This is a genomic window from Pseudomonas sp. EA_5y_Pfl2_R50, assembly GCF_963970475.1.
Lineage (GTDB): Bacteria > Pseudomonadota > Gammaproteobacteria > Pseudomonadales > Pseudomonadaceae > Aquipseudomonas.
Genome location: NZ_CAXAPT010000001.1, coordinates 187,452 through 214,397, shown reverse-complemented (window position 1 = coordinate 214,397; position 26,946 = coordinate 187,452). Strand labels below are relative to the sequence as shown.

The window sequence follows — 26,946 nt, the reverse complement described above, 5'->3', positions numbered from 1 at the left end:
AGACGGTTCGGCACTGGTCGAACCAGTTCTTTTCCCGGCGTTTTTCGCGAAAGCAAACTTAGGCGTTGAAAAACAACAAGATGCGGCGCTATTGCCTTTGACCGAGGTACAGGGCTATGGCTGGTCATACCAGTGTTGGACGAGCCACACAGGTGGCGGACGTGGTCAGTGAGCGGATCGAACGGCTGATTGTCGACGGCGTGTTGAAAACCGGGCAACTGCTGCCCTCGGAGCGACGGCTGACGGAAAAACTCGGCGTTTCGCGCACGGCCTTGCGCGAAGGCCTGAAACTGCTGCGCGCCCGGGGCATCATCAGCACCGAGCAAGGCAAGGGCTCATTTGTCGCCGACCTGTCCGGGCAGAGTATCGCTTCGCCGTTGATGCACCTGTTCAGTTCCCAGCCGCGTACTCTCTACGATTTGTTCGAGGTTCGCAGCTTGCTTGAAGGCGAGTCGGCGCGCCTGGCCGCGTTGCGCGGCACCGAGGCCGACTTCGTCCTCGTTACACGTAGCTACCAGGCCTTGCTCGACGCGCACACCCGCCCACTGCAAGCGTGCGAACATGCTCGGCTCGACCACGCGTTTCACCTGGCCATCTGCGAGGCTTCGCACAACCCGGTGCTGGTGCAGACCCTGCGCTCATTGACCGATTTGCTGCTCAACACGGTGTTCGCTTCAGTCAACAACCTGTACCACCGCGAACCGCAAAAACGCCAGATCGACCGTCAGCACGCGCGTCTTTACCACGCCGTTACCGGGCGCCTGCCCGAGCAAGCGCGCAGGGCCGCCGTGGCACACATTCAAAGCGTCAGTGAAAACCTCAAGGAAATCGAAAGCGAAGAGCAACGGCTGGTGCGCGCGACGATGCGCCTGGAGGGCTGGACATGAGCGCTGTTGGATTGTCATTTCTCAGTTGACGGTGAAACACATTTCAACCGATTTATCCCTTTTCGATGCGTCAGTAATCTGTACCCAACTTGAACGCAACAACAAACTCCAACATCGAAAAGGGAAGCAGACCATGACCATTCCAACCTACAACCGCCTGAACAAAGACGACGCCATCGTGCTGCTGGTCGATCACCAGACCGGTCTGATTTCGCTGGTACAGGACTTCTCGCCAAACGAGTTCAAGAACAACGTGCTGGCCCTGGCGGATCTGGCCAGGTTCTTCAACCTGCCGACCATCCTCACCACCAGTTTCGAACAAGGCCCGAACGGCCCGCTGGTGCCGGAGCTGAAAGAGATGTTCCCGGACGCGCCGTACATTGCCCGTCCAGGCCAGATCAACGCGTGGGACAACGAAGACTTCGTCAAGGCGATCAAAGCCACCGGCCGCAAGCAGATCATCATTGCCGGCGTGGTCACCGATGTGTGCGTCGCGTTCCCGACCTTGTCGGCACTGGCAGAAGGGTTTGAGGTGTTCGTGGTGACCGATGCTTCCGGCACCTTCAACACCACCGTGCAACAAGCCGCATGGAGCCGCATGACCCAGGCTGGCGCGCAGATGATGAACTGGTTCTCGGTGGCCTGCGAGCTGCACCGCGACTGGCGCAACGACATCGAAGGGCTGGGTAATCTGCTGTCGCAGCGCATCCCCAACTACCGCAACCTGATGAACAGCTACTCGGCACTGACGGCGCAGCAGAAACAAGCCTGATCCCGGCCAAAACAAAGCCTGCCCTGAAAAGCAGGCTTTTTTGCGCGTGGACCTTATTCGATCCTGGCAGCCATCAAATTGCTGACACGGGAGACCAGCGTCTCGACTGCAAAAGGCTTGGTCAACACCTGCATCCCCGGCCCGAGCTGGCCACTGCCGAGCACCGCGGTTTCAGCATAACCGGTGATGAACAGGGTCTTGAGCTTCGGCCTGATTTGCCTGCCCGCATCGGCCATCTGGCGCCCGTTCATGCCGCCCGGCAGGCCGACATCGGTAATCAACAGATCGATGTGGGCGCCGGAGCGCAGTGCTTCCAGGCCCTCGACACTGTCGCCCGCCTCAAGCAGGTGGTAGCCGAGGTCGCCAAGAACGTCCTTGAGCAGTATGCGCACGGTCGGCTCGTCGTCGACAATGAGGATGGTTTCACCGGTGGTTGCAGGGGTTGCCGGCGTGCTGCGCGAGTCATTGTGATCTTGCAGGGTTTCGCCGTGGTGCCGTGGCAGATAGATGCACATCGTGGTGCCTTGGCCGACGTGTGAATGCACCCGCACCTGACCACCGGATTGTTTGGTGAACCCGTAGATCATCGACAGCCCCAGCCCGGTGCCTTGGCCGATTGGCTTGGTGGTGAAGAACGGGTCGAAGGCTTTGGCGATGACTTCAGCACTCATGCCGGTGCCAGTGTCGGTCACGCACAGGCAAAGGTATTGTCCTTTGGGGATGTCCAGCGTGCGGCTCGATTCATCGTCCAGCGCGCGGTTGGACGTTTCGACCGTTATCCGCCCGCCGTCAGGCATCGCATCGCGGGCGTTGATGCACAGATTCAGCAGGGCGTTTTCCAGTTGGCTGGCGTCGACCAGTGCCGGCCAAAGCTCGGGCGCAGTGAGGGTTTTCAGGCGAATACTCGGGCCGACGGTGCGCTGGATCAGTTCGCTCATGCCGGCAATCAACGAGTTGACGTCCGTCGGCCGCGGATCGAGGGTCTGGCGGCGGGAGAACGCCAGCAGACGATGGGTCAAGGCCGCTGCTCGCTTGGCCGCGTCTTGCGCGATCAGCATGTACTTGTCGACGTCGTTCAAACGGTGTTGAGCGATGCGTTTCTGCATCAGTTCCAGGGCGGCGGAAATACCGGCGAGAAGGTTGTTGAAGTCGTGGGCCAATCCGCCCGTGAGTTGGCCGACGGCCTCCATTTTCTGCGATTGGCGCAGCTTTTCTTCCGCTTGCATCAGATCCTTGGTGCGCTCCGAGACCCGTTGTTCGAGGGTGTCGTTGAGGGCGCGCAAGGCTGCCGTGGCACGGTCGCGCTCGGCTTCGACGTTGCGCCGTTCTTCCACATCGATCAGCACCCCGGGAAAGCGTCGCGGTGTGCCGTCATCGGCGCATTCGACGCGGCCATTGGCTTCGATCCAGGTGTATTTGCCATCCGCGCCGCACACCCGGTATTGATGGGAATAGGCGCCGCCACTGGCAATCACCGCGTTGATTGTCGCCGTGAGTTCCTCGCGGTCGTCGGGGTGGACGGTGGTCACCACTTGTTCCAGGCTCAGCCCCTCGCGTCCGAGGGCAGGATCGAGATTGAACACCCGGGCAAACGCTTCATCGACGGTGAAACTGTCGGTGAGCAGGTCCCAGTGCCAGGTTCCCATAATCGCGCCGGCGGCGAGGGCGAGTTGCACGCGTTCGATGTTTTCCTTGGCAATGGCCTCGCTGACGCGCAGGCGTTCTTGCGCAGCACGCCGTTCGGTGACATCGCTGAAGAAGATTGCAATCTGCCGGTCGGCGGGGTCGCCGACACGCACCGCGCGCACGTCGAACCAACGTTCGAAGGTGTTGGCGTAATTTTCGAAGTTTGCCGGCTCGCCGGTCTTGGCGACGTGCCCGTAGGTCTCGAACCAGAAGCGTTCCAGGTTGGGTGCGAACTCGGTGACCCATTTGCCGCGCAGATTCACGCCGGCCTGACGTTCGAACGCGGGGTTGGCCTCGACGAAGCAATAGTCCACGGGACGGTCGTCTGCGTCGAATTTGACTTTGACGATGGCGAACGCCGCTTCGATGGTTTCCAGAATCGTGCTGAAACGCTCCTCGCTGAGGCGCAGTGCGGTTTCGGCGCTGCGTGAGCGAGTCAGGTCGAGCATGGCGCCAATCATGCGTTCGGCGCGGCCGTCGGCGTTGCGGATCAGGTGGCCGCGATCCAGCACTTCGGCATAGGAGCCGTCTTCACAGCGGAACCGGTATTCCGCGTTCCACGCGGTACCCGAACCGCCGATGGCCGCATCAATCGATGCCTTTACACGCACGCGATCCTGCGGATGAATCTGTGCAAAACGCCAGTCACAGGTCGGCTCGATGGCGTCCGAGTCATAGCCATACGCATCTTGCAGCGCGTCGTTCCAGGTGATCTGGTCGGTCTGCAGATTCCAGTCCCAGACCGCGTCGCAGGTCATCTTCACGGCCAGACGCAGGCGCGTGACTTCGGACTCGAGCTCCTCGCGGGTAAGGTTTTTCAGATTTTCACCACTCATGCCTTGTTGATTGTGTGTCTGAGTCCAATCGACGCGTTTCGAACGAACATCCCGTTGCCATCTCACCCATTGACCGGGGGCGTCACGCTTAAGTTGCACTGCCTGGGGAGGCGTGACCGCAAAGGCGTGTCAGATCGCTTCGCCGTCATCCAGTCTGTCGAGCAGTTGCTGGCCCCGCTGCCACAATGCCTGCTGTTTTACCTCAGGCATGCGGTCGAGGTTTTTGTACATCATCGCCATGCGCTGATTGCCGCGCAGCACATCGCCGTGGCGCATGAGGAAATGCCAGTACAGGGCGTTGAACGGGCAGGCGTCATCAGTGGTGGTTTCGCGCACCTTGTACGCGCAGCCATGGCAATAGTCGGACATTCGATTGATGTACTGGCCGCTGGCGCAGTAGGGCTTGGAACCGAGATAACCGCCATCGGCATGCATGACCATGCCCAAGGTGTTGGGCAATTCGACCCAGTCGAAAGCGTCCATATAAATGGCCAGATACCATTCGCAGATCTGCTGCGGCGCAATGCCGCTCAGCAGGGCAAAATTGCCGGTGACCATCAAGCGCTGGATGTGATGGGCGTAGGCGTGTTCGAGGCTCTGACCGATTGCCTGGCGCATGCAGTTCATCTGCGTTTCGCCGGTCCAGTAGAACTCCGGCAATAGCCGCCGGTTACCGAACACATTGCCCTCGGCATACCCGGGCATTTTCAGCCAGTAGACACCGCGCACGTATTCACGCCAGCCGATCAGTTGTCGAATGAAGCCTTCGGCCGCGTTGAGTGCGATGCGGCCTGACCAGTACGCAGACTCGACGTCACTGCACACCTGGCGCAGATCGAGCAAACCAATGTTCAGTGCTGCGCTGATGCGTGCGTGAAACAGGTAGGGTTCGTCGCTGGCCATCGCGTCCTGATAATCGCCGAAGCCGGCCAGCCCGAAATCGAGAAAGTAGTCCCACAGCGCCTGCGCATCGGCGTGGGTCACGGGATAGTTGAAGTCGTCCAGTGAACCGTAATGACCGGCGAAACGCTCGCGCACCAGTGCGAGCACCTCGGCCGTGATCGCATCAGCGTCAAACCTGGCCGGGTAGGGCGCTTTGGTGTTTTTGGGCAGGGCTTTGCGGTTTTCTGCATCGAAGTTCCAGGCGCCGCCCACGGGCGTGCCGTCGCCATTGAGCAGCAAGCCGCTTTTGCGCCGCATCTCGCGGTAGAAGAACTCCATGCGCAGCTGTTTTTTGCCGGCAGCCCAGGCGCGAAATGCCTCGCGCGTGCAGAGGAATCGAGTGTCCCCGTGCCAGTGGATAGCGACACCGCATTCGTGCAGCGATTGCTCCAGACGCCAGTCGCCACACTCGGTGAGATGCACTTCCTGCGCCTGCAAAATGGTCTGCCAGCGTTGTAATTCGCCGGGTATCGAACCGGTATTGTCGGGGTCGTCGAGGCGCACGTATTGCACCTGCATGCCTTGCGCTTGCAAGGCTTGGGCAAAATGGCGCATGGCGCTGAAAATCAGCGCGATCTTCTGTGGATGGTGGGCGACGTGCGTCGCTTCCTCCATCACCTCGACCAGCAGTACGGTGTCATGAGCGCCGTCAATCTTCTGCAATGAAGCCAGATCGAAAGACAACTGGTCGCCCAGCACCAGGCACAAGCGGTTAACGTTTTTCATTTGAAAGGCTTCGGCCTGATCGAAGGCGTAAAAGGTCGCCGTGAACCTGCGAGGGTCTGCTTTCAAATAGTTGTACAAAAACTCAATTTTGTATAGGAAATTCTGTGCCGAAGTTGAGTTGCGTGCGCCCGTCCCGCGCCCGAAGCCTGCGCCAGGCAAAAATCGCAAGCGCTTGCTGCGGGCGGTTTGAGGGTTAGCGGTCAGCCGGTATAAGCAGGGTAATCGACGTAACCTTCGGCGGTGCCGCCGTACACCGTGGCCGGGTTCAAGGCGTTCAAGGGCCAGCCATTGGCAATACGTGCGGGCAGATCCGGGTTGGCCATGAACGGGCGACCGAACGCGACGAAGTCAGCCAGCCCGGAGTCGAGCAACTGCGCGCCGGATTCGGCGTTGTAACGGCCGGCGTAAATGATCGCGCCACTGAACGTGTCGCGCACGGCCTGGCGAAATGTCTGCGGCATGGCGGGTGCGTTGTCCCAATCGGCTTCGGCGATGGACAGATAGGCAATGCCCACGTCCTGCAGAATCCTGATCGCTTCTATGTACGTGGTGTGCGGGTCTTCCTCGACCATGCCCAGGTAAGTCCGCGCTTCATCGGTGGTGGTGAACAGCGGGGCAAAACGCACGCCGACTTTTTCCTTGCCGATGCACTCGGCAACGCCCGCCACCACTTCACGCAGAAAGCGCAGCCGGTTTTGCAGCGAACCGCCGTACTGATCGGTGCGCAGGTTGCTGTGGGCCGAGATGAACTGGTTGACCAGATAGCCGTTGGCGCAGTGCAGTTCGATGCCGTCGAAACCCGCTTCCATGGCATTGCGTGCGGCCTGGATATACAGCTGGATCAGCTCCTGGACTTCATCGGTGCTCAGCGCGCGCGGCGCCGAAGGCGCGACCAGTGCACCGGCGCCCGGCGCGGTTTCGATGAACACGCTGACCCGGTCGGTGGCCACGGCGGAGGCCGAGACCGGCGCTGCGCCGTCAGGTTGCAACGCGGTGTGAGACACCCGGCCAACGTGCCAGAGCTGAGCGAAAATCACGCCGTCGACGGCATGCACGGCGTCGGTGACCTTGCGCCAGCCGGCGATTTGTTCGGCGGTGTGGATGCCCGGCGTCCACGCGTAACCCTGGCCGCGCGGCTCGATCTGCGTGCCCTCGGTTACCAGCAGGCCGGCGCTGGCGCGCTGCTGGTAATACTCGGCCATCAACTCATTGGCAACATTGCCCGGCTGAGTGCTGCGCTGGCGGGTGAGGGGCGGCAGGACGATACGGTTTTTCAAGGTGTGCAGGCCGAGTGTCGCCGGTTGGAAATAGCTGCTGTTGTTCATCAAAATACCTTGTCGACTGGCTTATTAGACCAGTCGACTATTAGCGGGATAAAAAATTTACTGCTCCATACCTGGTGCTGAATCAGCCAAGCATCTTCAACAGTTGCTCGGCCACGGCGGCGGAGCTGGCGGGATTCTGGCCGGTGACCAGTTGACCATCGGTGACGACATGAACCTGCCAGTCGGCCAGTTTCGAGTAATGCCCGCCGAGGCGCTGGAACTCGTCTTCGATCAGAAACGGCACGACATCCGTGAGGCCGACGGCCGCTTCTTCGGAATTGGTGAAGCCGGTGACCGCGCGACCGGCAACCAACGGCTTGCCGTCTGCGGTGACAACGTGGCGCAACACGCCCGGCGCATGGCAGACAAAACCGTGGGGCTTGTTGCTGCGGTCGAAGGCTTCGATCAAGGCAATCGAATGGCGGTCTTCGGCCAGATCCCACAGCGGGCCATGCCCCCCTGGATAAAACACCGCATCGAAATCGTCAGCGCTGACATCCGTCAGAAGCCCTGTATTAGCCAGCGCCTGCTGTGCGGCGGGATCGTTACGGAAGCGATCGGTCTCAGCGGTTTGCGCACCCGGCTCATCGCTTTTCGGATCGAGCGGTGGCTGACCACCGGCCGGCGAGACCAGTGTGATGTCGGCGCCGGCATCCTTGAAGGCGAAGTAGGGGGCGGCGAATTCTTCCAGCCAGAAGCCGGTTTTCTTGCCGGTGTTGCCGAGCTGATCGTGTGAAGTCAGAACCATCAAGATTTTCATAGAGCACCCTGGATTGATCAGGCGGTTTCGCCGTGCGAGGGATTCGCGTGGCGTTGACACCCGTAAAAGCAGTTGACGGGGCACAGCATAGTTTCCAATTAGACCAGTCGTCTAGTAATTTTTTCGACCTTGGTTTTTTCCTCGGCGGCTGTGGCAAACTTGCACCTTCTGAAATATACGACTGGTCTATTGTCTGGTAATTTGCGCCCCATGAAACCGACCTACGATGACACCCGCCAACACTTGCTCGACACCGGCCACCGGATGATGGCCGAGAAGGGCTTCACCAGTGTGGGCCTCAACGAAATCCTGCAGACCGCGGGTGTGCCCAAGGGCTCTTTCTATCACTACTTCAAATCCAAAGAGCTGTATGGCCAGGCCTTGCTCGCGGATTACTTTGTCGGCTACCTCGCCGACATGGAACGGCGCCTGACCTTGCCCGGGCTGAGCGCGTATGAGCGGCTGATGGATTACTGGCAGGGCTGGCAGAATCGCTGCACGCTGGAAGGTCACGGCGATGAATGTCTGGTGGTCAAGCTGAGCGCGGAAGTCGCCGACCTGTCCGAGACCATGCGCCTGACCTTGCGCGACGGCGCCGAGCAAGTCGTCGCGCGCATTGCCGAGTGCATCGAGCAGGGCCAGGCGGAAAAAAGCTTGCCCGCCGGCGATGCCCGGCAATTGGCGGAGACCTTGTATCAGCTGTGGCTGGGGGCGAGCCTGCTGAACAAATTGCAGCGCACCGGGCAGTCGTTGAACACGTCGATGGCGATGACCGAGCAATTGTTGCGTGCGTGAGACTTGATCATCCCGGGTCAGGAGCATGGCGTCGGTCGGGCAAACGTACCCGCCAGCGCACGTGTATCCGGGCTCACCTGGAGGCGAAACGAACCGCGACTGACGCAACGACATCCCAGTGCTGGGCGATCTGCTGTCGCAGCGCATCCCACTCCCGCGCCAATGCCTTGCGAGGCGCCGGTAATCACCACTACTTTTTTGGACGTGCTCATGATGCATCTCCTCAGGTTCAGAAATCAGTGACCGGCCAGATCTTTTCGGTACTGCGTGGTGGTCATGCCCGCATAGCCCCAGTTATCCGTATCGACTTCCTCGATGACGATGTGGGTGAGCGTCGGGTCCTTGTCGAGTACCCGTTGCATGGTCTCGGTGATTTCCTTGATTACCCGGGCTTTCTGCTCCCGGGTGACGCCGTCGCGGGTAATGCGCACGTTGATGAAAGGCATAGGGGTAGCTCCGCTTGCAGGCCCGTCGGAGTGATGGGCTGCTGGTGGAACGAACTCTAAGAAGTTGCCGGAAATTGATAAATACGGCCTGAGGTACTTCATTTATGACGTGGTGTATCAAATCAATCGACGCGCGTTCATTGCGAACTTCGTGTCTGGGCCCTAGTGCGAGGACACATAAATCGACGGCATGGCCGGCGCCGGCAAGGCATACGTGGCCTTCATCCACTCGATCTCTGCTTGCGGCGTCCTGCCGAAGAAACGCTTGAACTCACGACTGAACTGCGAGGCGCTGGCGTAACCGACGTTGAATGCCGCCGCCGAGGCCGTCATGGTGTGGCGCAACATCAACAGGCGGGCCTGATGCAAGCGTGTCGATTTCAGATATTGCATCGGTGACGAGTCCGTCACGTTTCGAAAGTGCAGATGGAAATTGGCAACGCTCATGCTGGCTTCGTGGGCCAGTTGCTCGACGTCCAGACGTTCGTGATAGCAGCTGTGGATCTTGCGGATCGCGCAGGACACCTTGCCGAAGTGGCCCTGGCGAGCCAGCGCTGCACGCATCGAGCCGCCTTGTGCGCCAGTGAGCATGCGGTAGTAGATTTCCCGCAGCAGCGACGGCCCCAGGATTTGCGCTTCTTCGGGCGTGCTCATCGCTTCAAGAAAACGCAGCGTCGATGCGCGCAGCGCGTCGTCCATCGGCGAGGCGTACATGCCTTTGGGTGGTAACTCGCTGGCGCCGTGAACCGCGTCGACCTGCTGCAACAACTCGCTGGTCAGCTGAAAATCCAGGCGCATGTAGATCGCGAGCATCGGCTCGGCTTCGCTGGCGTCGGTCTCCATGGTGAAGGGGATCGGCAGCGACACCACCAGATAATGCTGGGCGTCATACACGTAGACGTCGTCCCCCAGATAGCCACGCTTGCGGCCCTGACAGAGGATGACGATGCCGGGATCGTAGAGCACCGGGGTGCGGGTCAAAGGCCGGTTCGACCGCAGGAAACGCACGTCTTCCAGCGCACTGAGGTTGTAGCCTTCGACCGGCGCCAGGCTGCCCAGCAACTGCACCATGCGCGCGGTGTTCAAGTCGGCCTGCTTCATCGGCTGTTCTCTCAGTGATCGGTGGCTCAAAGCTGCGTATTGTTCTAAGTTGTCTTGAAACGTGTACTGCAGGCAACCCGCCAGTCAATGGAGTGACGCAATGAAAGATGCCATTCGCTTGGGCGATTCCACCACTCACGGTGGCAAAGTCCTCGAAGCTTTCCCCCAGACCGACCTCAACGGCAAGCCGATTGCCGGTGTCGGCCACAAGGTCAGTTGCCCGTTGTGCAAAGGCATTTTCCCGATTGCCGAAGGCAGCAGTACCTACACCGTCGACGGCACGCCCGTCGCCCTCGACGGCATGAAAACCGCTTGCGGGGCTGCGCTGATTGCCAGTGGCCCGAAAGGCGCGGTGGTCAGCTAGTTCAGGCATTTCACAGGCGTGCGGGCGGCGGGCTTTGTGTCGCCGCTCAAGGGCGGTGGTCAGTGGAGCGAGTCAGCGCTTCCCATTGATCAATCTCACTGCTCGCCCGTTGCAGTTTTTCCCGCACCAGCGCCAGTGCATCACTGCCCAGCAGCAGGTGAGCCGGTGGCGTCGCGCTGTCGATGATCTGCAACATCGCTTGGGCGGCTTTTTGCGGATCGCCAAGCTGCTTGCCGTTCTTGTCCTCACGGGCCTTGCGGACCGGATCAAAACTCTCGTTGTAGTCGGCAATGCTGCGTGCTGTGCGTTGCATCGAGCGACCCGCCCAGTCGGTGCGGAACGAACCCGGTGCCACGGCCGTGACGAAAATGTTGAACGGTTGCAGCTCCTTGCTCAGCGTATCGGAGATGCCTTCCAGGGCAAATTTGCTCCCGCAGTAATAGGCGATGCCGGGCATGGTGATGGTACCGCCCATGGACGTGATATTGAGAATGTGGCCCGCACGACGCTGGCGGAAGAAGGGCAGGAAGGCCTTGGTGACCGCGACTGCGCCAAACACATTGACGTCGAACTGACGGCGCATTTCTTCCAGCGGCGACTCTTCGAAGATGCCTTCGTGTCCATAGCCGGCATTGTTCACCAGCACATCGACCGGGCCGAAAGTGGCTTCGGTCTGCGCGACGACGCTATCGATCCTGGCGAAGTCGGTGACATCCAGCATCACGCCATGCGCGTTGTCTGCGCTCAGCGCTTGAAAGGCCTGCAAGTCGGCTTCGTTGCGCATCGTGCCGACGACGCGGTGACCGGCGGCAAGGGCCTGTGTGGCCAGCGCATGGCCAAAGCCGCTGCTCACACCGGTGATGAAAAGGGTTTTAGGGCGGGTCATGACGAACTCCAGCGATCAGGTGTGCGCTCATGTTAGCCAGCGAAAAATCATTCACCTATGCCGGTTTGTCTCGGAGCATTGCCTATTCCTATCAGGCGCTCGCCATCAGGCCAACAGCTCGGTGATCCAGTGCACCTGCCGCGCAATCTCCCGCACTTTGTCTTCCGTTACGGCCTGCTGCGCGCGCGTGAGGTGACTGAGGGTCTTTTGCTTGTGGCGCAATTTGCGTTGCCACTTGCCGAGAAAGGCCGGGCTGCGGCTTTTCAGGTGCAACGGGCCGAAGTAAAGCTGATGCGCGCAATAGGTCACCGGTTCGGCCCGCTCGGCGACGATGATTTCGTAGTCGAAACGGTTCTCCCGCAGGACCTCTTCGCAGAGGATGCGGTAGCCGTTGTCCATCAGCCATTGACGCAACGGTTGCTCGCCGCCGTTGGGCTGCAGGATCAGACGCTCTTGGCCGTTGAGACGGGTTTTGCCGCTGTCGAGGATGTCGCGGATGGTTTCGCCGCCCATGCCACAGATGCTGATAGCGGTGATTGCGTCTTCAGGCCTGATCGCCGCCAGGCCGCTGGCGTGGCGCACGCTGATCAGGTGGCCGAGATCGTTCTCGCGCACGGTGCGCTCGGCCGAGCGAAACGGCGTCAACGCGACTTCGCCCGCCACCGCTTTGGCAATCCTGCCACGACGCATCAGCGCCACTGGCAGATAACCGTGGTCGGAGCCGATATCGGCAAAGTGCGCGCCGACGGGCACGTGTGCGGCCACGCGTTCCAGGCGCATGGACAATGTCTGTTCGTTCAACGGCAACCCCTGTGCAGCGCACGCCTGTGGCCTCGTGGGCCAAAAAAGCCTGCGAATGTGTCGGGGAATGCCGTGACTGTCAAATGTCGCTGAGGGAATCGAACGCATCGGCAGCCTAGAGTCGGGCAGAGCTGCCGATGGATACGCGACCTAGCCGGCCAGCGTGGCGTTGTCGATCACGAAGCGGTATTTCACGTCGCCCTTGAGCATGCGCTCGTAGGCGTCATTGATATGCTCGGCGCGGATCAGTTCGATGTCCGAGACGATGCCGTGCCCGGCACAGAAATCCAGCATTTCCTGAGTCTCGGCGATGCCGCCGATCATCGACCCGGCGATGGTGCGGCGCTTCGTGATCAGGTTGAACACGTTCGGCGATGGGTGCGACGTGGCCGGCGCGCCCACCAGCGTCAATGCCCCGTCACGCTTGAGCAAAACGAGGAAGGCATCGAGATCGTGCGGCGCTGCGACGGTGTTGAGGATCAGGTCGAAACTCTTCGCGTGCGCGGCCATTTCCTCGGCATTGTGCGACACCACCACTTCATCGGCGCCCAGCGCTTTAGCCGCTTCGCGCTTGGATTCCGAGGTGGTGAAGGCGACAACATGGGCGCCCAGGGCATGCGCCAGTTTGATGCCCATGTGACCGAGGCCGCCAATGCCGACCACGCCGACTTTCTTGCCGGGGCCGGCCTGCCAGTGACGCAGGGGCGAGTAGGTGGTGATCCCCGCACACAGCAACGGTGCGACCGCTGCCAGTTGCGCTTCGGGATGCCGGATGCGCAACACGTAGCGTTCATGCACGACGATGTTTTGCGAGTAGCCGCCCAGCGTCCAGCCCGGTGCATCCGGGGTCGGGAAGTTGTACGTGCCGATCATGCCGTCGCAGTAGTTTTCCAGGCCGCTTTCGCAGTCGTCGCAATGTTTGCAGCTGTCGACGATACAGCCGACGCCGACCAGATCACCGACCTGGTAATCCGTGACATGGGCGCCGACTGCCGACACGCGCCCGACGATTTCGTGGCCCGGTACGCAAGGGAATTGTGTGCCGGCCCATTCGGCGCGCACCTGGTGCAGGTCCGAATGGCAGATGCCGCAGAAAGCGATGTCGATCTGCACGTCGTGGGCCGCCGGGGCGCGGCGGCTGATCTGCATGGGTTCAAGGGGTTTGTCGCCAGCGTGGGCTCCGTAGGCTTGTACAAGCATGGGCACATCCTGATTGGGTGAGTCGGACGCCCAGTTTTGCGGATACGCCCGCGCCCCCAGTAGTGCATTCCTGTGAAATGCTTGCCCGATCCTGTGAGGTCATTGCCATTGCGCGACCAGATCGGCATCGCGCCGGGTTTCAGGAACGCCCAGTGCAAGCAGAATGAGCGCCAGTGCCGCGATCCCGGCCAGGGTCAGAAACGCCGCGTTGTAGCCGGCGGCTTGCACCACGAATCCGGCGAGGCCATTGCTCAAGGCCGCGCCGAGACCGAACACCGTCGTCAGTGCGCCCAGGCTGATATTGAAGTGGCCGGTGCCCTGCGTGAGGTCCTTCACCATCACCGGGAACAACGCACCGAACAGGCCGGCGCCGACACCGTCGAGCATCTGCACGGCGACCAGCCAGTAGGGATCGTCCGACAGCGTATACAGCACGCCGCGCAACGGCAGAATCAGAAAGCCTGCGAGCAGCAGTGGCTTGCGCCCCCACAGATCGGCTTTCGCGCCGACCAGCAGCGCCGCTGGCACCATGACCAGTTGCGCGGCAACGATGCAGGCCGAGGTCAGCGGGGTGGCCATCTGCAGGTTGGTTTGTGCCAGTTTCTGACTCACCAGCGGCAGCATCGCGGCGTTGGCCAGATGAAACAACGCACAGCACAGGGCAAACAGCAGCAGCGGCCGGTTGCCGAGCAGCACCGACAATCGCGAAGGCTGATGCTGCGCGCTCTGGCCCACGTCCAGACCGCGAGCCAGATCATGATCGATAGCATCCGCCGACACGCAGGCAATAGCGACGACGCTGGCGAGGGCCATGGCCGCCATCAGATAGAACACCGCCACCGGCCCGAACAGATAGGCGAATCCACCGGCGAGCAGGGCGGCGCAGGCATTGCCGGCGTGGTTGAAGGTTTCGTTGCGCCCGGTGCGTCGCGTGAACGCTTTCGGCCCGGCCATGCCGAGGGTGATCGCTGAAATCGCCGGAGCGAATATCGAGGCCGCCGCTGCACTCAAGGCTTGAGTCAGCGCCACCAGACTGAAGGACGTGACAAAGGGCAGCAGCAGGCAACTGCCGGTGACGACCAGCGCCGCCAGTGCAATCAGTGCGCGTTTGGCGCGGCTGCTATCGACCAGCGCGCCGGCGGGTGTCTGGGTGATGAGTGCGGCGATGCCGGCCAGGGTCATGACCAGACCGATACTGGCCGGGTCCCAGTGATGGACCGCCAGCAAGTAGATGGCGAGGTATGGCCCGAGGCCGTCGCGCACGTCCGCGAGGAAAAAATTGAGGCTGTCCAGCGACAGGTTATTGCGGCGATCCAGATGTGCGGCCACGGGGCAGTCTCTTGGTTGTCGAGGTCGGGCGAAATGGCTCAACCTGCGCAAACGTAATGACCCGTGACCGTGAGCTTTAGTTGCAGGACCTTTCAGCGGTTATTTCTGATGAGCCCTGCACCGTCGTGAGGCGCTGATACACGGCGTCAGAAACGCCCCAGCCGGTAGGCATCGCCGCTCGGCAAAAGCGTCTCGGGGCTCGCGGCTGGCGCGACCATGCGCACAATCATCTCCGCCGTCACCGCCGCCTGGGTCAGCCCCAGATGTTGATGACCAAAGGCGAGCAACACCTTGCCATCGCAGACCTGATCAATCACTGGCAGCGAGTCTGGCAGTGACGGGCGAAAACCCATCCACGGTGTGGCAGCTGCGGCACTCAGTTCCGTGCGAAACACACCCTGACTCAAGCGATGCAGTTGCCATGCGCGCTCCATGCTCGGTGGCCGTTGCAGGCCGGCGAACTCGACGGTGCCGGCGAGGCGCAAACCGTCAGTCATCGGCGTCATGATGAATTTGCGCTCCAGCGAGGTGACGGGAAAAGGCAGGCGTCCATGCTCCTGCGGCAGCATCAGGTGATAGCCGCGCTCGGTGTCCAGCGGCACTTTTTGCCCGGTTAGGCTGGCCGTAAGTTTCGCCGAATGGGCACCGCAGGCGATCAACACGTGACGGGCGTGCCAACCACCGTTGCCGGTGAGCAACGCTACCCCGTCCGCTTGCACCGCTGCGCTTTGCACCTGTTGCCTGACAAACATCACGCCGCACGCCTTGGCCGCCTCGGCCAGCTCACACACCACCCGATACGGATCGATGAAATGCCCGGTGCGCGGGAAGAACAGTCCGCCCTGGATCTGCTCGCTGAGTTGCGGCGCGGCTTCGCGGATGGCGCCGGCCTGCCAGTAGTCGACAGGCACCTGCTGCTGTGCCATGCGCGCCTGCAAGCCGGCGATGGCCGCGCGGGACTCGGTGCGCTCGAACACTAGCAACGAGCCGTCGACCTTCATCAGGTCGGGGCGCTGTATATCGCTGAGCAGTCGATGCCAGGCGTTCAGGCTGCTCTCGTTGAGCGCCCGCAAACCGGCGACGGTGTTCTGAAACGGCGCCGCGCGCAGATTGAGCAACAGCCGGGTGAACCAGGGCAGGGCGCGCGGCAAGTATTTCCAGTCCAGGCGCAGCGGCCCCATCGGGTCCATGAGCATGGCTGGCAGCCGCTTGAGAATCGAGGCGTCGGCAATCGGAAACACCTGCTCGGTGGCCAGATGTCCGGCGTTGCCGAACGAGGCGCCGTGACCGGGTTCCTGCTGATCGATCACCACCACCCGCAAGCCTTGGCGCGCCAGACGCAGGGCGCAGGCCACGCCAATGATCCCGGCGCCGACCACGGCGATGTCGTGCGAGGCATTATTCGCCATGGTCTAGCGCTCCCGTTGCCCGTCGAACAGACGCCGCAGGTGCAGCGGATTGCTCTGTTGCAACGCCGTTGGCAGCAGGCTGTCGGGGAAGTCCTGATAACACACCGGACGCAGGAACCGCAGGATCGCTGCCGTACCGACTGACGTTGTGCGCGAGTCAGACGTGGCCGGGAAAGGCCCGCCATGCACCATCGCATCGCAGACTTCGACGCCGGTCGGCCAGCCGTTGACCAAAAGGCGCCCGGCCTTGCGTTCCAGCGTCGGCAGCAATGCGCGGACCTGTTCAAGGTCGGCCTCGTCCAGATGCAGCGTGGCCGTCAGTTGACCTTCCAGATGCGTGCAGACCTGAAGGATTTCAGCATCATCGGCACATTGCACAATCAACGAAGCCGCGCCAAACGCTTCGGCTTGCAACCTGTGATCGGCGAGGAAATCAGCGGCGTCGGTGACGAACAGATGCGCCTGACATTGGTTCGGCCCGGTGCCGGCCTGGCCGACCGCAGCGAGGCGTGCCCGGGGATTGTGCGCCAAGGCCTTCACCGCAGCGTCGTAAGCGTGGAAGATGCCCGGGGTGAGCATGGTTTGCGCGGCACTGGTCTTGATCCGTTCAGCGGCAGCAGCAACAAACCCGTCCAGCGCTGGGCCCTGGCGGGCAATGACCAGACCGGGGTTGGTGCAGAACTGCCCGGCGCCCATCGTCAGCGAAGTCACAAAGCCCTCCGCCAACGCCTGCGCTCGGTTGTGCAACGCGGCGGGAAACAACAGCACCGGGTTGATCGAACTCATTTCTGCGTACACCGGAATCGGCTCGGCCCGCGCCTGCGCCGCCTGGATCAACGCCAGGCCACCGCTGCGCGAACCGGTAAAGCCCACGGCTTTGATCCGTGGATCGCTGACCAGCGCAATGCCCACTTCATGGCCGCAACCGTACAGCAACGAGAACACGCCCTCCGGCATGCCGCAGGCTTTGGCGGCTCGCGCCACGGCGCGCCCCACCAGTTCGCTGGTGCCGGGGTGGGCGCCGTGGGCTTTGACAATCACCGGGCATCCGGCCGCCAGTGCAGAAGCGGTGTCACCACCCGCGACGGAAAATGCCAGCGGAAAGTTGCTCGCGCCAAACACCACCACCGGTCCCAGCGGAACCTGACGTTGACGCAAATCCGCACGCGGCAGGGGTTGGCGTTGCGCTTGCGCCGGGTCGATGCGCACGTCCAGCCATTCGCCGGCCTGTACGGTGCGCGCGAACAGGCGCAACTGCTGGCAGGTGCGGGCGCGTTCGCCTTGCAGACGGGCGCGCGGCAGGCCGGTTTCGGCCATGGCACGCTCGATCAGTTCATCGCCCAAGGCTTCGATTTCTGCGGCGATGCTCTGCAGAAATTCAGCACGGGCGTCAAGCGAGGTATCGCCATAGGCATCCAGCGCCGCCGAGGCCAGCGCGCAGGCCTGCTCGACCTGTCCGGCTGACCCGCCGGCATAGGCCGGTTCCAGCTCGGCGCCCGTGGCCGGGTTGATCCCCCGAATGGCTGCGCGATTGCCCGCGACAGTGTGCTGCCCGATCAGCATGTGGCCCGTCAGAGTCATGGTCTGTTCCTGATGAAAAAGTGAAGCCTGCCGCGCAGCGCAAGGCTGCGCGGCAGGCGCGAGCAAGGCTCAGGCGAAGTTCTGTTCCGCCGACCAGTTCTCGTACCAGTGACGGAACAGTGAGTACTGCGTTTCGGCGTAACGACGCTGGGAGTCGCTCAACCCATCGGTTTCATTGAAATGCAGGGTGTATTCCTGGTCGCCGTTGAGCACCATCAGATGCTTGTAATACAGCACCAGGTCGCAGCCTTCATCGAACGACGACAGCACTGCCAGCGCCGATTCCAGCTCTCGGGCCTGCCGCCGCGCCTTGGCGTCACCCTTGGCCGCTTGCTTGCTCAGCGCCACCAGTTGCAGCACCTCCCGGGGCAGGGCGTTGCCGATGCCAGTGATTGCGCCAGTGGCATTGCAGTTGACGAAACCGTGCACCACCTGGGTGTCGACGCCGACCATCAAGGTCACGTCGTCGTCCTTGGAGGTGATGTTTTCAGCGGCGTAACGCAGGTCGGCGCCGCCGCCGAATTCCTTGAAGCCGATCAGGTTCGGGTACTCGCGACGCAGTTCGAAAAACAGGTCTGCACGCGTGGCAAAGCCGTAATAAGGGCTGTTGTAAATCACCGCCGGCAGGTTGGGTGCGGCTTGCAGAATGGCTGCGAAGTGGGCTTTTTGCGCGGCGGCCGACGCGCCTCGTGAGAGCACGCGCGGAATCACCATCAAACCCTGTGCGCCGACTTTCGCCGCGTGGGCCGCATGGGCCACTGCTTCGCGGGTGTTCACCGCGCCGGTGCCGACAATGGTTGGAATGCCGGCAGCGACCAGACGCGCCACGCCTTCCTGACGTTCGGCCTCGGTCAGCAGCGGCCAGTCGCCCATCGAACCGCAATAAACCACCGCGCTCATGCCGATATCAATCAGCTCGCGGCCCTTGGCGACCAAGGCATCGAAGTCCGGTTTGCGCGCGGCGGTGCACGGGGTCATCAGGGCCGGCATGCAACCGGTGAAGATGTTGTCGCTCATTGTTTTTACTCCTTGGCACATCATTCAAAGGGAAGTGAAGTTTGGCGGGGCGGCTCAGATGCCCCACGCGAACGGGTCTTCGTCGTCGATCAGCAAGGTGCTGTCGGCGGTCATGTAGGCGCGGCCGGTGATGTACGGACGAATGCGTTCGCCCTCCCACTCGAAGCGGCCTTCGAACTGGCTGCCGGTGATGCTCGCCTGTACCCAGCGTTCGCCGGGCTGCAGTTTGTCGTCGGCGGCGAGGCAGGCGAGTTTGGCGCTGGTGCCGGTGCCGCACGGCGAGCGGTCGTAGGCTTTGCCGGGGCACATGACGAAGTTGCGGCTGTCAGCCTGGTCGTCATCGGCGAACAGCTCGATGTGGTCGATGACCGCGCCGTCCTCGCCAGAAATACCTTGGTCTTCCAGCGCCTTGAGCATTGCCCAGGTGTACGCGGTGAGGTGTTCGACGTGGTCCATCGTCAGTGTCTGGCCATGTTCGGCGACCAAAAAAAACCAGTTGCCGCCGTAGGCGACGTCGCCGAAAACGCGACCAAATCCCGGCACGTCCACCGGCACCTGTTTGCGGTAACGGTAGGCGGGCACGTTGCCCAGTGTCACCGAGCTGTCGTCGTGCAAGGTGGCACTGACCGGGCCGACTGGCGTGTCGATCTTGTGCTCGCCCGGTGCGATCAGTCCCAGATGCTGCAACGAGTTGATCAGGCCGATGGTGCCGTGGCCGCACATGCCCAGGTAACCGGCGTTGTTGAAGAAAATTACGCCGCAGGTGGCGTCCGCCGACACGGGCGCGCAGTACAACGCGCCAACCAGCACGTCGTTGCCGCGCGGTTCCAGCAGGCAGGCGCGGCGCCATTGATCATGCTTGGTGCGCAGGGCATCGCGTTGTTCGGCGAGGGTATGCCCGGCGAGGTCAGGGAAGCCGTTCATCACCAGACGCGTAGGCTCGCCGCCGGTGTGGGAATCGATGATGTGCAGTCGTTTCATGTGCGTGTCCCGTTGAGTGATGTCAGTAGGCGCCGACCGGGCGCGGATTCACGTTCGAGGTGGCTGCAGCGACTTCGCTGTCATCGTCTTCTTCCAGGCGCAGCAAGTGCGCCGGGACGCCGGTGGCTGCGCCCCAGTAATAAATGCCGGTGGCGCACGCCGCGACGACGAGGGTGTCGAACGGGTGGGCGAGGATGCCCAGGCCACCGAAGGTGCCGAGTTTCGACAGCACAATGGTCACCGCGTAGAAGGCGATCAGCCACGCAGACGAGCGCACCTGGCTGGCCAGATTGAGATGGGCGGTGGGCACAAAACGGCCGCACAACAGATACACCACGAACATGAGGATTTGCAGGCCAAGCAGCCACGAAACCGTGCTCCAGCCCGACCAGTAGACGATCAGCGCGGCGATGATGAACGACACCGGACCGAGCACGCCCATGTGCCTGACCCGGAACGGCCGTGGCATGTCCGGTGCGTTGCGACGCAAGGCTGCGACGGACACTGGCGCCACGGCGTAGCTCAACACCAGCGCGGCGGACACCACATTGATCAGCGCCTCCCACGACGGGAACGGCAGGGTCCAGAACACCGACAGGGCGAAGGTCAGCCACAGCGCCGGGCGCGGGATGCCGGACTTCTCGTCAATGTGCGTGAAGACTTTGAAGAAGGTCCCGGTTTGCGCCCAACCGTAGATCACGCGCGGGGTCGCGTTCATGTAGATGTTGCCGCAGCCGCTTGGCGAGATCACCGCATCGGCGACCACCAGATAGGCCAGCCAGCCCACGCCCAATGCCAGTGCGATGTCGCGGTACGGCAGGGAAAATTCCTTGCTGATACCGGCCCAGCCATTGGCGAGCATTTCGGTCGGGATGCTGCCGAGAAAGGCCATTTGCAGCAGCACATATATCAACGTCGACAGCAGCACCGAGAGGATCAGCGCGATGGGGATGGTGCGCTGCGGATTTTTCACTTCACTGGCCACCGAGATGATCGGTGTCAGCCCCAGATAAGCGAAAATGACGCCACCGGCTGACACCGCCATTTCGATACCGGACAAGCCGAACGGCGCGAAGCCCTGTACCTCAAAGTTGGCCGGTTTGAAGAAGGTGAACAGCACGCCGATCACCAGCAGCGGCACAATGAACTTGAACACGCTGACCAGATTGTTGGCCTTGGCGAACGTCTTCACGCTGCGGTAGTTGAGCAGGAAAAACACGCACAGCAGAGCAAACTGCACCAGCCACCCAAGAAGGGTCGGATCGCCGCTGCCAGCCTTGGTCAGACCGGGGAACCATGCCGCCGCATATTGACGTGAGGCAACCACCTCAATCGCCACCAGACTGGAAAACGCGATCAGGGTAATAAAGCCCATCAGGTAGCCGAGCAGGGGGCCGTGGGAGTACACCGGATAGCGCACCACGCCACCGGCGCGGGGCAACGCCGCGCCCAGTTCGCAGTAGACGATGCCCAGCAACAACACGGCGAAACCGCCCAGCAACCAGGAAATGATCCCCGCCGGCCCGGCAATCGCGGACACGTGGCTGGCCGCGAACAGCCAGCCGGAACCGAAGATTGCGCCGAGCCCGATGAATGTGAGGTCGATCAGTGAAAGCTGTTTTTTGAACTTGCCTTGGCCTGACATGGCATCGCCTTCTTGTGAGTTATTGGATAGGCAGTTGTGTCACTGGGACGGCCAGACTTTGAACCCATCGACCTCACGGCGATTGATGTTTTGCAGCGGCAACGATGACGAAATCAGCACAATGGCATCGAGCAAATGCGGCCCTCGACACACCTGCAACGATGCTGCAATCTGCTCGCGAACAGCGCGGGCCGCTCACTTGGCTGAGCGACCAACCGGGAGAAACCTTTGATGCAGAGCACGCTTTCGATCCTGTCCCAAGGTATCAGCGGTCATCGTCCGCAGACCCTTGAGGCGTTGTTGGCTGGTGCGTCGCTGCTGTTGCCGATGCTCGATGTGATCCCCAACGCGGCGATTTTCATCAAGGATATGCAGGCCCGATATGTGCTCGCCAACCGCACGCTGGTGCAGCGCTGTGGCTTGAAGGATTTGCGTCCGTTACTGGGCAAGACCAGCGCGCAGGTGTTCCCGGCGCAACTCGGACCGGGCTACACCGAGCAGGATCGCAAGGTGCTGGAGGAGGGGTTTGTGCTGGAGGATCAGCTCGAACTGCACCTGTACGGCAGCCGCGAACCGGGCTGGTGTCTGACTCACAAACAACCGCTGTACAACCGTGACGGCGAAATCATCGGCTTGGCGGGCATCTCTGTCGATCTGCAATCGGCCAGCGAAACCCATCCGGCGTTCGAACGGCTGGCCGCCGTCGATGAACACATTCGCCAGCACTTCAACCGGCGCGTCACCCTCGGCGAACTCACCCGCATTGCGGGGATTTCCGTGGCGCAACTGGAGCGCTACTGCAAACGCGTGTTCCACCTGACGCCACGGCAGATGATCCAGAAAGTACGCCTCGAACACGCCCATCGCTTGCTGCACAGCAACCTGCCGATCACTGATGTGGCGTTGCAATGCGGCTACACCGATCACAGCGCCTTCACCCGCCAGTTCAAGGCCTCCACCGGATTTACCCCACGGCAATACCGGCAGGCGACGGGGCAGTGAGTGGTCAGCCGTCATACCGACTAGACTCAAGCCGTCACCACTCCTTTGCAGCAGGTGAAACCGGATGATCGCAACGCCGCTACGCCGACGCTTTTTGTGGCTCTGGCCCCTGCTGATCGTCACCTGCCTGACGCTGATCACGGGCTGCTCGAACCGCAAACACTACCCGCCCTCAGGCGTCGGCGATGCCTGCTACGCCAAAGCCCTGCCAACGGTCGGCGAGGGCGGCCTGGCCTGGGGCGCCAGCCTGAACATCGCCCGACAAAAATCCTTGAACAACTGCATTCGCTACGCCGGACGTTCGGGGGGAACGCCGGGTACGTGTCAGGTGGTGTTGGCGAAGTGTCGTTAGGGCTCTCGTCTGGCGAAGGCCTGCCTGAACGGTTTTGACCAGACCATGGAGCGGGGAATGTGTGAATGCGAAAAGCCCGGCTCAATCAGCCGGGCTTTTTCACGTACTCGATGCTCAGGCGCGCTTCGGCAGCTTCCAGTCCGGACGAATGAAATGGCAGGTGTAGCCATTCGGAATGCGTTCCAGATAATCCTGATGCTCCGGCTCGGCTTCCCAGAATGGCCCCGCCGGTTCGATTTCAGTCACCACCCGGCCTGGCCACAGACCTGACGCGTCGACATCGGCAGCGGTGTCCTCGGCCACATCGCGTTGCGCTTCGCTGAGGTAATAAATCGCCGAACGGTAGCTCGGGCCGAGGTCGTTACCCTGACGGTTGGGCGTGCTCGGATCGTGGATCTGGAAGAAGAACTCAAGAATCTGCCGATAGCTGATCACCGCCGGATCGAAGACGATCTCGATGGCTTCGGCGTGATTGCCGTGATTGCGGTAAGTGGCGTTCGGCACATCGCCGCCGCTGTAACCGACCCGCGTGCTCAACACACCAGGGTAGCGGCGCAGCAAGTCCTGCATGCCCCAGAAGCAGCCGCCGGCGAGAATGGCAGTTTCGGTTTTGCTGGTCATGGTCGGTGGTTCCTCTTGTGAGGGTGGGTGTGGTGAGTGTTATGAGGGCGGGGTGGGGGGAATTCCAGTGCGGCCAGGACAAAAAATGGACGGCTGCTCTTTTTTTATGACCAATCAGGCAATCGGGTTGCCGAGGGTGGGGGATCGTTTGATTGAACGTCGCGCTGTCTGAATGCAACGTGCTCGCAGGATTCGACACGAAGCCCGGCTTGACCAGCCGGGCTTTTTTTCATTCTGGCAAAGGTCAGGCGACGTTTAGCGCCTTGAGGATTGGCAGTGAGTGCCCGGCAAAGTATTCGGCCTGTTCGGTGAGTTCGGCGATGTTGGCTTCGGCGGTGGTCAGGGGTTGGTTGTCCTTGAGCAGAACTTCGCCTTGTTCGCTGAGAATCGCCCAGGCCAGTTGTGCCCATTCGAATGGGTGCTTTTTGCCTTGTTTGATCGAGATCAGGAACAGCTGTTGAAAGCGGCTGACGACCACGCCGCCGCCCGTCAACGGGCTGGCCAGGACCTGGATTTTGTTGCTCAGCAGCGAGCGTTTGCACAGTTGCAGATTGAGCGTGTTGCAGCGTGCCTGCACCTGGCGTTCGGCGGCTTCGCTCTGGCACGGTGCGGCAGCGCCCATGCCAATCAACACGGTGAGGGCTTGCAGCAATTCGTCGAAGGGCAGCCCGGGCACGACACTGGACAGCTGGCGCAAGGTTTTCGGGGTGTAGGCGAGGTCCTCCAGCGCTTCGAGAACCGGACCGTAGACTTCGCTTTGCAATGACGCTTCGCCTGCCGGGCCTCTGACACTGGCGGCGACGCTGTGCGCCGGCTGCAACAACACGAAGCGCGTATTGAGCAAACCCTGGCGTTGTTCGGCGGCGGACAGGCGATTGGCGCCGCGCACGTACAGGTCACGGCGGAAGTTCTGGTTGACGAAGTAGTCCCGGGCCTGTTCACGCATGATCGGGTGGTCGATGCCTTCGAGGAAGTCCATGCCTTCCGCGCTCAGGTTGAGCGGGTCGACCGCGTCCAGCGGCACGGCGGTTGTGGCGTAGTCGAGTTTGGCGGGCGCGAACGCCTCGACCACGTCGGTGAAATACATGCAGTTCCAGGCGCGGTTGAAGTATTCGTGGGCGACGTACTGGCGATCCTGCCCCTTGATGCTATGCAGTTTGGCGGCGAGGTTCGGCGCGGCGCTGGCGTAGTTGGGGTTGGCGGCGAGCAACGCTTCGGAGAACTGCAGGGCGGCGTCGATCCGCTGGTCCGGGCGTAACGAAGTGCTGGTGGCGAAGCGGTCGTACAGGGTGAACAGGTTGCGCAGCGGCGCCGATGGCGACCAGCCGGGGAAGCAGTTGTAGCTGACGTACAACATGCCGCCGGGCTTGAGGTGACGGCGGGCGAATTCGACGATCAGTTTCTGATTGTCACGGCTGACCCAGGTCCAGATGCCGTGCAGGCTGATGCTGTCGAACTGGGGCAGATCGTTGCGGGCGAGCAGTTGCTCGAAGCTGTCGTCGTAGAGCCGCGCGTCGCTGTTCCAGGTGCTCGCGATAGCATTGGCGTGGGCGGCCTGGCCGGGGTGGAAGTCGGTGCCGACGTAGCTGCCCGGGTTGGCTGCCGCGTGGATGTTGATCGACACACCTTGGCCAAAACCCAATTCGCAGTGATAGCCGTCGCTGGTTTCCAGGCTGGCGAAGCCGCGCAGCAGCAGGCAGTAACGCTGGAAGACCGGATTGATTTCCCGGCTATAGCTGTAGGTGTAGCCTTCGTCCGTGAAATACCCTTCGTTCCAAGCGTCGCTCATGCTCTTGTCCTTATACTTCGAGAAAGAAAAGTTGTTCTTATAAGGGTGGGCATCGCGCGCGACAAGGATAAACATGCGCAGGGGCCATTTTTTCTGTCTGCTAGCCCGGCTGATGCGACAAAAGGTAGTTATCGGGTGGTTTTAAGATCGTTTGGTTTTGGCTTGCGACGAATCAACCCCTCAAACCGATAGCCCTCGATATCACCGAAGCTCGACGGCACGGCGCAGCAGCGTCACCAGTTTCTGGAAACCTGCGCCATGCCGCCAGCTCGGGGTCATTATTGCAATGGCGTGACCAAGGTTTTTTCCTCGGTGTCGAGGACAAAAACCGCCAGCAACCTGGCCGGTTGGCTGTCACTGGCGTTGGCGCTGACCAGATGCACGGAGCCCGGTTCCTCGACGAAGTTTTCGCCGACGTGGTAGACCCTCTCCGGCTCCCCCTTGACCTTGATGCGGAAGGCGCCTTCCAGCACCGTGGCATAGATGAACGCGGTTTTCGGGTGGGTGTGGGAGGGCGAGGCGGCGCCCGGCCCGTACTCGACCATCACCCCGCGCATGCTCTTGCCGGGAAGGTTCGAAATGGCGCGGTCGAACACCACCGTCACCTTGCCGGCAGGTGGCTCGGCCGCCGACGCGGCGCTGATCGACAGCGCGGCGAACAGCGCGGCCAGCAAATTACGGATGATCATGGCAAAACTCCTTGGCAGATAGAAACAGCAACGGCGCACTGCGTTATTGCGGCGCCGACCGGGTGATCCAGTCTTGGAAGCGGATAGCGCCACGGCGCGCGTGCTCGCCGGTGACCAGCGACTGATCGTCGAGCAGGGTGCCGAAGTAGCGCGCATGCACATCCGGGACGACTGTGCGGTGGTCGTCAGTCGCGTGCAGAAAGCGTCGGGCGAGTTCGTCGAGGGGAATCGCTTCCGGGCCGCCGACATCGACCGTGCCGTTGACCGGTGCGGCGAGGACAACGTCAGCCAGCGCGGCGACCACGTCGTCAGAGGCAATCGGTTGAATCAGCGCCGGCGGCACGCGCAGTTCGTCACCAACGACAAAGGATTCGGCAATGCCGCCGACAAACTCGAAGAACTGCGTAGCGCGCAGCAGGGTGTACGGCACGCCGGAAGCTTTGATCAGGTTTTCCTGGGCAACTTTGGCGCGCATGTAGCCGGCCTCGGGCAAACGTTCACAACCGACAATCGACAGCGCCACGTGATGACCGACACCGGCAGCCGCCTCGGCGGCGAGCAGGTTGCGGCTTGAGGTCTCAAAGAACTCGAGCACTGCCTGATCCTCCCACGACGGCGCATTGGCGACGTCGACTACCACATCGGTGCCGTTCATGGCATCGGCCACGCCTTCGCGGGTAATGCTGTTGACGCCGGTGCTCGGGCTGGCCGCGAGCACCTCATGGCCGCGCTGGCGAAGCAGGTTCACAAGTTTCGAACCGATGAGGCCTGAGCCTCCGATAACGACGATCTTCATGGCGTTTTCTCCTTGGCGACGGCAACGATTGGCGTCGATGGGGTTAGCGTGCCTGGGCCGGCGTCGGCAGTCCTTGCGCCAGCCTTGGATCTGGCTTGTCCTGGCCTTGGAATTTCGTCCAGACAACGTGGATGTAAACGCTGATCTGGCGCGTGCCGCGTAGCCGTATTATCGTTCTCGACTACTCATCATCTGTCGCCTGGAACCC

General features: G+C 61.7%; 25 protein-coding genes. 6 read left to right on the top strand and 19 right to left on the bottom strand.

Going from position 1 to position 26,946, the window contains the following annotated elements; genetic code table 11:
- Positions 1-116 precede the first annotated feature (116 nt).
- Positions 117-887 (top strand): transcriptional regulator GlcC, encoded by a 771-nt coding sequence (gene glcC / locus AACY19_RS00895; RefSeq protein ID WP_339447031.1) that lies wholly within the window; start codon positions 117-119, stop codon positions 885-887.
- Positions 888-1,020: 133 nt separating this feature from the next.
- A complete protein-coding gene (gene ycaC / locus AACY19_RS00890; RefSeq protein WP_339447029.1) occupies positions 1,021-1,659 on the top strand; it encodes an isochorismate family cysteine hydrolase YcaC in 639 nt (212 codons plus the stop codon).
- Between the two features lie 53 nt (positions 1,660-1,712).
- On the opposite strand, the gene AACY19_RS00885 is transcribed toward ycaC, so the two are convergent.
- The 4 genes from AACY19_RS00885 to AACY19_RS00870 form a co-directional block, all read right to left on the bottom strand.
- Positions 1,713-4,181, bottom strand: coding sequence for a PAS domain-containing protein (locus AACY19_RS00885; protein ID WP_339447028.1), 2,469 nt, complete (start codon positions 4,179-4,181; stop codon positions 1,713-1,715).
- 129 nt (positions 4,182-4,310) lie between these two features.
- Positions 4,311-5,849: a cryptochrome/photolyase family protein gene (locus tag AACY19_RS00880; protein ID WP_339447027.1), complete on the bottom strand. Its 1,539-nt coding sequence runs from the start codon at positions 5,847-5,849 to the stop codon at positions 4,311-4,313.
- A gap of 200 nt (positions 5,850-6,049) precedes the next feature.
- On the bottom strand, positions 6,050-7,174 hold the full coding sequence (locus AACY19_RS00875; protein WP_339447025.1) for an alkene reductase: 1,125 nt from the start codon (positions 7,172-7,174) through the stop codon (positions 6,050-6,052).
- Positions 7,175-7,256: 82 nt separating this feature from the next.
- Positions 7,257-7,934 carry a type 1 glutamine amidotransferase domain-containing protein gene (locus AACY19_RS00870; RefSeq protein ID WP_339447023.1) on the bottom strand — a complete coding sequence of 226 codons (678 nt, stop codon included), beginning with the start codon at positions 7,932-7,934 and terminating at the stop codon, positions 7,257-7,259.
- A gap of 210 nt (positions 7,935-8,144) precedes the next feature.
- Here AACY19_RS00870 and AACY19_RS00865 point away from each other — a divergent pair, with 210 nt between their 5' ends.
- Complete coding sequence (locus AACY19_RS00865; protein WP_339447021.1) at positions 8,145-8,729, top strand: TetR/AcrR family transcriptional regulator; 585 nt, start codon at positions 8,145-8,147, stop codon at positions 8,727-8,729.
- 236 nt (positions 8,730-8,965) lie between these two features.
- On the opposite strand, the gene AACY19_RS00860 is transcribed toward AACY19_RS00865, so the two are convergent.
- Positions 8,966-9,175 carry a tautomerase family protein gene (locus AACY19_RS00860; RefSeq protein ID WP_339447019.1) on the bottom strand — a complete coding sequence of 70 codons (210 nt, stop codon included), beginning with the start codon at positions 9,173-9,175 and terminating at the stop codon, positions 8,966-8,968.
- A gap of 162 nt (positions 9,176-9,337) precedes the next feature.
- A complete protein-coding gene (locus tag AACY19_RS00855; RefSeq protein ID WP_339447017.1) occupies positions 9,338-10,276 on the bottom strand; it encodes an AraC family transcriptional regulator in 939 nt (312 codons plus the stop codon).
- Between the two features lie 100 nt (positions 10,277-10,376).
- Between AACY19_RS00855 and AACY19_RS00850 the strand changes: the two genes are divergently transcribed.
- The gene (locus AACY19_RS00850; protein ID WP_339447015.1) at positions 10,377-10,640 is read left to right on the top strand and encodes a PAAR domain-containing protein; all 264 of its coding nucleotides are present in this window, start codon (positions 10,377-10,379) and stop codon (positions 10,638-10,640) included.
- A gap of 46 nt (positions 10,641-10,686) precedes the next feature.
- On the opposite strand, the gene AACY19_RS00845 is transcribed toward AACY19_RS00850, so the two are convergent.
- The 9 genes from AACY19_RS00845 to AACY19_RS00805 all read right to left on the bottom strand — a co-directional run bounded on the left by AACY19_RS00845 (position 10,687) and on the right by AACY19_RS00805 (position 21,489).
- Positions 10,687-11,526, bottom strand: a complete 840-nt coding sequence (locus AACY19_RS00845; protein ID WP_339447013.1) for an oxidoreductase — start codon at positions 11,524-11,526, stop codon at positions 10,687-10,689.
- Between the two features lie 105 nt (positions 11,527-11,631).
- Positions 11,632-12,327 (bottom strand): tRNA (adenine(22)-N(1))-methyltransferase, encoded by a 696-nt coding sequence (locus AACY19_RS00840; protein WP_339447011.1) that lies wholly within the window; start codon positions 12,325-12,327, stop codon positions 11,632-11,634.
- A 150-nt stretch (positions 12,328-12,477) separates the two neighbouring features.
- A complete protein-coding gene (locus tag AACY19_RS00835; RefSeq protein WP_339447009.1) occupies positions 12,478-13,527 on the bottom strand; it encodes an NAD(P)-dependent alcohol dehydrogenase in 1,050 nt (349 codons plus the stop codon).
- A gap of 99 nt (positions 13,528-13,626) precedes the next feature.
- Positions 13,627-14,856, bottom strand: coding sequence for an MFS transporter (locus AACY19_RS00830; RefSeq protein WP_339447007.1), 1,230 nt, complete (start codon positions 14,854-14,856; stop codon positions 13,627-13,629).
- A 146-nt stretch (positions 14,857-15,002) separates the two neighbouring features.
- Positions 15,003-16,265: an NAD(P)/FAD-dependent oxidoreductase gene (locus AACY19_RS00825; protein ID WP_339447005.1), complete on the bottom strand. Its 1,263-nt coding sequence runs from the start codon at positions 16,263-16,265 to the stop codon at positions 15,003-15,005.
- A gap of 3 nt (positions 16,266-16,268) precedes the next feature.
- Positions 16,269-17,846: an aldehyde dehydrogenase (NADP(+)) gene (locus tag AACY19_RS00820; RefSeq protein ID WP_339447003.1), complete on the bottom strand. Its 1,578-nt coding sequence runs from the start codon at positions 17,844-17,846 to the stop codon at positions 16,269-16,271.
- Positions 17,847-17,915: 69 nt separating this feature from the next.
- The gene (locus AACY19_RS00815) at positions 17,916-18,863 is read right to left on the bottom strand and encodes a dihydrodipicolinate synthase family protein (RefSeq protein WP_339447001.1); all 948 of its coding nucleotides are present in this window, start codon (positions 18,861-18,863) and stop codon (positions 17,916-17,918) included.
- Positions 18,864-18,917: 54 nt separating this feature from the next.
- The gene (locus AACY19_RS00810) at positions 18,918-19,844 is read right to left on the bottom strand and encodes a 4-hydroxyproline epimerase (protein WP_339446999.1); all 927 of its coding nucleotides are present in this window, start codon (positions 19,842-19,844) and stop codon (positions 18,918-18,920) included.
- Between the two features lie 22 nt (positions 19,845-19,866).
- Positions 19,867-21,489, bottom strand: a complete 1,623-nt coding sequence (locus AACY19_RS00805; RefSeq protein WP_339446997.1) for an APC family permease — start codon at positions 21,487-21,489, stop codon at positions 19,867-19,869.
- Positions 21,490-21,720: 231 nt separating this feature from the next.
- On the opposite strand from AACY19_RS00805, the gene AACY19_RS00800 reads away from it, so the two are divergent.
- Both AACY19_RS00800 and AACY19_RS00795 read left to right on the top strand, forming a co-directional pair.
- Positions 21,721-22,491: an AraC family transcriptional regulator gene (locus AACY19_RS00800; protein WP_339446995.1), complete on the top strand. Its 771-nt coding sequence runs from the start codon at positions 21,721-21,723 to the stop codon at positions 22,489-22,491.
- Positions 22,492-22,555: 64 nt separating this feature from the next.
- Positions 22,556-22,843: a hypothetical protein gene (locus AACY19_RS00795; RefSeq protein WP_339446993.1), complete on the top strand. Its 288-nt coding sequence runs from the start codon at positions 22,556-22,558 to the stop codon at positions 22,841-22,843.
- A gap of 114 nt (positions 22,844-22,957) precedes the next feature.
- On the opposite strand, the gene msrA is transcribed toward AACY19_RS00795, so the two are convergent.
- The 4 genes from msrA to AACY19_RS00775 all read right to left on the bottom strand — a co-directional run bounded on the left by msrA (position 22,958) and on the right by AACY19_RS00775 (position 26,738).
- Entirely contained in the window at positions 22,958-23,464 is a 507-nt protein-coding gene (gene msrA, locus AACY19_RS00790) for a peptide-methionine (S)-S-oxide reductase MsrA (RefSeq protein ID WP_339446991.1), read from the bottom strand.
- Between the two features lie 244 nt (positions 23,465-23,708).
- On the bottom strand, positions 23,709-25,253 hold the full coding sequence (locus tag AACY19_RS00785) for a class I SAM-dependent methyltransferase (protein ID WP_339446989.1): 1,545 nt from the start codon (positions 25,251-25,253) through the stop codon (positions 23,709-23,711).
- Between the two features lie 278 nt (positions 25,254-25,531).
- Positions 25,532-25,942 carry a cupin domain-containing protein gene (locus tag AACY19_RS00780; RefSeq protein ID WP_339446987.1) on the bottom strand — a complete coding sequence of 137 codons (411 nt, stop codon included), beginning with the start codon at positions 25,940-25,942 and terminating at the stop codon, positions 25,532-25,534.
- A gap of 43 nt (positions 25,943-25,985) precedes the next feature.
- A complete protein-coding gene (locus AACY19_RS00775) occupies positions 25,986-26,738 on the bottom strand; it encodes an SDR family oxidoreductase (protein ID WP_339446985.1) in 753 nt (250 codons plus the stop codon).
- Positions 26,739-26,946 lie beyond the last annotated feature (208 nt).